The sequence below is a fragment of the Pseudomonas sp. NFR02 genome (assembly GCF_900119375.1).
GTDB lineage: Bacteria > Pseudomonadota > Gammaproteobacteria > Pseudomonadales > Pseudomonadaceae > Aquipseudomonas > Aquipseudomonas paracarnis.
This window is the reverse complement of record NZ_FPJJ01000012.1, coordinates 62,864-69,293: the sequence shown is the minus strand read 5'-3', so window position 1 is coordinate 69,293 and position 6,430 is coordinate 62,864. Positions and strand designations below refer to the sequence as shown.

Sequence of the window (6,430 nt, the reverse complement as noted above, 5' to 3'; positions counted from 1 at the left end):
CTGGTGGTGTCGGGCGATTCGGTGGTGTGGACCGATCATGAGAACCGCCATACGCAGTTTCCATTGCCCAGCGACTCTCGACCCGCAATCACCAATAGCCTGGCGGAAGCGGCGATCTATTTGGGTTCGGCGCCTGACGAGTTGGTGCTGGCCCAAGCGTCACGGTTCTATCACTTTCGCGACGGTGTACTGACTGCGATCAGCGATGCGTATGACAACCGTCTACGCATTTGCCGTGATCGTTCCGGGCGGATTGAGCGGCTGGATAACGGCGCGGGTCGCTCGTTGCTGTTGCGTTATGAGCTGGATCGCATCGTTGCGGTGGACTATCAGGTGCATCGCGCCAAAGGGCGAGAGCCCTACGTGTGGGAGACCGAGCAGAACCTTGTTTCCTACGCCTATGACGAAGACGGACGACTGGTTTGCGCGACCAATGCTGTCGGGGAAAGCGAGCGTTATCGATATGACGATCAGCAAGTCATTCTGGAACGCCAACTGGCCGGTGGGGCGAGTTTCTTTTGGGCGTGGGAACGCGCTGGCAAGGCGGCACGTTGCGTCAGGCATTGGGCGAGTTTTTCGCAGATGGACACGCGTTACGCCTGGGGCGATGACGGGCGCGTCACCGTGCATAACGCCGATGGTAGCCAGGAAGTCTATGTCCATGACGACCGGGCGCGCTTGGTGCAGCGCATCGATCCGGATGGCGCTCAGCATTACAAATCCTACGATGCCAAGGGCCGGCTGACCGTCGAGCAAGACCCGATGGGCGCGGTGACGGCCTATCAATATGACGACGCCGGACGCTTGGTGGCGCTGTTTCCGGGGGATGATGAGCCGACTTCCTACGAACATGACAACGGTTTTGTTCGGGTTGTCAGGCGTGGGGAGGCGGTCTGGAAATATGAGCGCAATGTTCAGGGCGATGTCATCCGCAAGATTGACCCGGATGGCAATTCGACTGACTACAGCTATGACAAACATGGGCAATTAGTTGCGGTTTGGTATCCCGACAGCAGTTGCCAGCGGCTGGTGTGGAACGAACGCGGGCAACTGCTTGAGGAGCAATTGCCCAATGGTGGGATCAAGCGTTATCGCTATGACGATCTGGGGCGGCAAGTTGCCTGTGAGGATGAGCATGGTGCGCTGACGCAATATCACTGGGACTGCGTCGGCAGGTTGATTCGTCTTGTATTGCCAGGCGGTAGTTGTAGGGAATTCAGCTACAACCCCTACGGCAAAATCATCGCCGAACGCGACGAACTCGGCCACGTCACCCGCTACGAATACGCAGACGGCCTGCACCTGATCAGCCGCCGTCTCAACGCCGACGGCACCCAGGTCAAGTACCGCTACGACAACGCCCGGCTGCTGCTCACCGAGATCGAAAACGAAGCCGGCGAAACCTACCAACTCGACTACCACCCCAATGGCCTGATCCGCCAGGAAACCGGCTTCGACGGCCAGCGCACCGCCTACGCCTACGACCTCAACGGCAACCTGCTGGAGAAGACCGAATACGGCGACGATAACAGTCAGCTAATCACCCGTTACGAGCGCGACCACGCCGGGCGCCTCGTACGAAAAACCCTGCCCGATTGCGGCGTTGTCGACTATGCCTACGACCGCCAAGGCAACCTCCTCAGCGTCGAGGACGGCCACTGGGCGTTGGCCTACGAATACGACCGCCAAAACCGCCTCACCGCCGAACACCAAGGCTGGGGCACCCTGCGCTACGGCTACGACGCCTGCGGGCAGCTTAAAACCTTGTGCCTGCCGGACAACAACCGCGTCACCTTCAACCACGACAAAGGCGGCCACCTCGCCACCATCGAACTCAACGGTGAAGTGCTTACCTCGCACCTATTCAAGAGCGGTCGAGAGCATCAGCGCCAGCAAGGCCAAGTGCTCAGCCACTACCACTACGACGACCAACACCGCCTGCACGCCCACGCGGTAACGCAGCAACAAAACCACCTCTACCAACGCCAATACGACTACGACAAAGCCGGCAACCTCACCCGCCTGCTCGACACCCGCAAAGGCCAACACGACTACCGCTACGACCCCCTCGCCCGCCTGACCCGCGCCGATCACTCGCAGGACGTACAGGAACGCTTCGCCCACAACCCGGCCGGCAACCTGCTCATGCAAGACCGCCCCGGCCCCGACATCGTCGCGGCCAACCGCCTGATGATCCAGGGCGACCGCCACTACGACTACGACGCCTTCGGCAACCTCATTCGCGAACGACGCGGCAAAAGCCAGCAACTTGTCACTGAGTACCGCTACGACTGCCAGCATCGGTTAGTCGGGGTTACAACGCCCAACGGCCAAACCGCCAGCTATCGCTATGACCCATTTGGACGTCGCATCAGCAAAACCGTGGACGCCAAGACCACCGAGTTTTTCTGGCAAGGCGACAAGCTGATTGCCGAACACCATGCAGAGCGCCATCGCAGCTACCTCTACGAGCCCGGCAGCTTCCGCCCATTGGCACTATTGGACGGTTTCGGCCCAAAAGAAACCAAGCCCTACCACTACCAACTCGACCACCTCGGCACCCCGCAGGAACTGACCAGCCCCGAGGGCGAAATCGTCTGGTCCGCCCACTACCGCGCCTACGGCCAGATCGCCCGGCTCGACGTGGGCAAAGTCGACAACCCGCTGCGCTTTCAGGGTCAGTATTTCGATGCGGAAAGCGGCCTGCACTACAACCGTCATCGCTACTACAATCCGGATATTGGTCGTTACCTGACACCGGACCCGGTGAAGTTGGCGGGGGGGATCAATGGGTACCGGTATGTGCCCAATCCCACGGGGTGGGTGGATCAGCTAGGCCTAAATACATGCCCCGGTAGCAATGGGTGTAAGCCTACAACCTCACAAGATAATCCAATTGAGAAGGCACGAGTTGATGAGGGACAACCGTCAGCACCTCAGACGGCTGGTGAGCAGAGACGAGCTAAGATAGAGGAGCTAAGTGAGGCGAATGCGAAGCGTCGAATTTTGGAATATGAAAAAAAGTACGACATGCATATGGTTGGCAAGCATGGACCAGAAGTTGAGTCATCTAAAGTGAGCCAGCGCTCAATAGATGGGAAAGATCCAATAACGGGCAAATTACCGCCCAAGAAAAAAGGGACTCCCAGCTCACAATTCAACAGTTGGAAGCTTCAACTTCAAGCATGGACCAAAGCAACATCAAGGGTTGAACGAGGACTTTCGCGCTATACCGGAATAGATGGCAACAAGAATGATATTGTCCAACTAGAACTGCCAGGTGCTGGACGTGGTTACAGACCAAACAAGACGGATCCGAACCATCCACATTTCAACCCTTCAATGAATGGTGCCGAAATGAAGTTTCGTAAAGACGGCACACCTTTTACCCTTTTCCCGATTAAGGAGTAAAAATGTTATTTCATCCATCCTCCGAGCACATCCCTTTCGACGCAAGCCTGCGCTATTTCGTAGGAATTTTTGACATCTACGACAGAGAAGAATCAAAGGGAGAAGAACTGCACGCCTACAACCCTAACAACCAGAAAGATCGAGAAGCTTTGATCCTAAGATACTGCCTGGATCCTTACAACGAATTCTCCCACCGCCACAAATATAAGCTGATGGAAAATTTGTCCTTCGCTCTAAATACTGAAAATTTTGACTTTAGCTCGTTCTTTGAAGACGACCCCGATGAGTATTCAACGATGGCCTGGGACGAAACAGAAATAGCCGACCCCCGAGGCTTCTTTGCAGACATTTATCGACTGGCCAACGAGGTCTGGAAAGACGACCTCCAAAAAGCCAGTCTCGAAGACCCTTCCACATGGTGACTTCCACATTGAATGCTACTCGATGTCGGAGGGGCTGACCCCAATGCGAGTCAACCAAGCAAACACAACGCTCAAATCAACAAAGATCAAATGTGGGAGCTGGCTTGCCTGCGAAAGCGGTAGTGCAGTAACACATGCAGCGACTGACACACCGCCTTGGCGGGCAAGCCCGCTCCCACAGGGGATCTGCGTTTACCTGACTGGCATTCCTCCCACACTCAAACCCGCTTCGTTCGATCTGATCAGCGCTTGGACAACTCCATAATCATCCGACTCAACAAATAAACACGCGGCACCACACTCTCCACCTCGGCATATTCCTCCGGGGTGTGAATATTGCCCCCCACTATCCCAAACCCATCCAACGTCGGCGTGCCTACCCCGGCGGACAAGCTGGCATCCGCCGCGCCGCCGCTGCCTTCGATGGTCAACTTGCGTCCCAGTTCGCCATAAATCCCTTGGGCCATCGCCACCAACTTATCCGACTCGGCCGTCTGCGGCATCGGTGGCAGGCCGCGCTGCAGGCTGGTGTTCACTTCGGTTTCCGGGATCAATTTGTTGGCTGAAACCCGGGCCAGGTCTTTCTCGATCCGGTCGAACTCTTCCGGCAAGGCCGCACGCACGTCGGCCTTGGCGGTGGCTTGGTCAGGGATGACGTTGGTGCGGTCACCGGCCTTGAGCACGGTGAAGTTGATGGTGGTTTTCTTGTCTTCATCGCCAAGTTTGCCCAGTTGCAGGATCTGGTGCGCGGCTTCCATGGCGGCGTTGCGTCCCAGTTCCGGGGCGACGCCGGCGTGGGCGGCCTTGCCTTTGACTTCGACCACGGCGGTGGCGCTGCCTTTGCGCCACACCACGAGGCCGTCGGCGGGGCGGCCGGGTTCCAGGTTCAGGGTCACGTCGTGGCCCTTGGCAGTGTTGCGGATCAGTTCGGAGGCGGCGTCGGAGCCGGTTTCTTCGCTGGCGTCGAGCAGGAAGGTGATCTGCGCGTAGTCCTTGAAACCCTGGCTTTTGAGGACTTTGAGCGCATAGATGCCCGCGACGATGCCGCCCTTGTCATCCATCACGCCGGGGCCGTAGGCGCGGCCGTCCTTGATGTGGAAGGGGCGCTCGGCAGCCGAGCCTTCCTTGAATACGGTGTCCATATGGGCCATCAGCAGGATCTTGGCCTTGCCGGTGCCTTTGAGGGTGGCGACCACATGGCTGTTGTTGGCGGCTTTATCCGGCACCAATTCGATGGTGAAACCCAACTGTTTCAACTCGTCCACGGCGATATCGCGCACTTGGGTCAGGCCCGGCTCGTAGCCTGAGCCCGAGTCGATATTCACCAGGCGCTCCAGCAGCTTCAAGGCTTGGGCCTTGTATTGTTCGGCCTGTTGCTGGATCTGTTTATGAGGCTCGGCGCTGTAGGCCGGCAGGCTGAAAGACAAGGCCAGGGTAGCGGCCAACAGGGTACGCGGGAAGGTGAAGAACATGGACCGATCCTTGTTTTTTGTTGGAGGGTGCCCCGCCACCCTACCCCACTAAACTGACCGCAACCAACTGCCCTGTACCGAGCTGACCCGGTTGCGCCCGCTGCTCTTGGCTTCATACAGCGCCTGGTCGGCATCGTTGAGCCAACTGATGGAGTCGGCGTGGCTCGGCTGGTACGGCGCCAGGCCGATGCTCAGGCTCACTCGCAGTGTCGGGTCCTGGGCGTAGGCCAAGGCGTTGAAGCGACCGCGCAAGGCCTCCATCACCTCGGTGGCACGGTTGAGGGGCATATCGGGCAGGATCACGCAGAACTCATCACCGCCATAACGGCCGGCCAGGTCGGTGGTGCGCAGGTTCTGGCGCAGCACCTTGCTCAGTTGGCGCAGGACGATATCGCCGGTCACATGGCCGTAGGTGTCGTTGATGGTCTTGAAGTGGTCGATGTCGATCAACGCGATAGCGGCACCGGCCGGGCCACGGCGGCAACGTTGAAATTCGAGGTCCAGATGGTCCTTCCAGGCGCCGTGGTTGAGCAGGCCCGACAGGCTGTCGGTGCGGCTCAAGGCCAGCAGTTCACGTTTGTGCCGGGCCAAGGTAACGGCCTGGCGATAGCAGATCCATCCCAGGGCCAGGGGATACAGCATCAGGATCGGCAGGCAGGCATACAGCTGGGCCTGGGTGGTCAGGGCGACAAACCCAGGTGTGAACAGCAGCAACGCGGTGCCCAGTCCCAGTGCCTGCGCCACCCAACCCGCGAACAGGAAGCGCGGCCCGCCGATGGCGACGTTGTTCATGCTCATCATCGACAGGGTGGTGACGCTGGGCAGCGGGTTGAAGTGCATCGCGCCAACCCAGAACCCACCGCAAAAGGAATCGAACAGCAGGCTGCGGCGTTCGCTGCGCAAGGTATTGGCCGAGCGCAACGAGCATTGAAAAGCCAGGTGCGGCCACGCAAAGGCATTGACCAGCATCCAAGCCCATACCCACAGGGAGGGGTTCAACGGATACATGCCGAACGCCACGCACACAAAGCCGAGCGTCAGCCCCAGCAGGCGAGATTTGTACAAGCGCAAAGCGAGCGGAAGTCCTTTTCCTCCGACGGCTGGCATGGTGGGGGCGATCCTGGG

General features: G+C 58.7%; 4 protein-coding genes. 2 read left to right on the top strand and 2 right to left on the bottom strand.

Going from position 1 to position 6,430, the window contains the following annotated elements; genetic code table 11:
- On the top strand, nt 1-3,411 hold a 3,411-nt coding region (locus tag BT199_RS25780), incomplete at its 5' end, for an RHS repeat-associated core domain-containing protein (protein ID WP_072435739.1).
- Between the two features lie 2 nt (nt 3,412-3,413).
- On the top strand, nt 3,414-3,833 hold the full coding sequence (locus BT199_RS25775) for a hypothetical protein (RefSeq protein WP_003190647.1): 420 nt from the start codon (nt 3,414-3,416) through the stop codon (nt 3,831-3,833).
- Nucleotides 3,834-4,075: 242 nt separating this feature from the next.
- Here the strand turns inward: BT199_RS25775 and BT199_RS25770 are convergent, their stop codons facing one another.
- Both BT199_RS25770 and BT199_RS25765 read right to left on the bottom strand, forming a co-directional pair.
- Complete coding sequence (locus BT199_RS25770) at nt 4,076-5,305, bottom strand: M20/M25/M40 family metallo-hydrolase (RefSeq protein WP_014718119.1); 1,230 nt, start codon at nt 5,303-5,305, stop codon at nt 4,076-4,078.
- 48 nt (nt 5,306-5,353) lie between these two features.
- A complete protein-coding gene (locus tag BT199_RS25765; RefSeq protein WP_014718118.1) occupies nt 5,354-6,412 on the bottom strand; it encodes a diguanylate cyclase in 1,059 nt (352 codons plus the stop codon).
- Nucleotides 6,413-6,430 lie beyond the last annotated feature (18 nt).

Bases quoted from the DNA above. Each gene is read 5' to 3' on its own strand.
- BT199_RS25775 (WP_003190647.1), top strand. From the start codon at position 3,414: ATGTTATTTCATCCATCCTCCGAGCACATCCCTTTCGACGCAAGCCTG.
- BT199_RS25770 (WP_014718119.1), bottom strand. From the start codon at position 5,305: ATGTTCTTCACCTTCCCGCGTACCCTGTTGGCCGCTACCCTGGCCTTG.
- BT199_RS25765 (WP_014718118.1), bottom strand. From the start codon at position 6,412: ATGCCAGCCGTCGGAGGAAAAGGACTTCCGCTCGCTTTGCGCTTGTAC.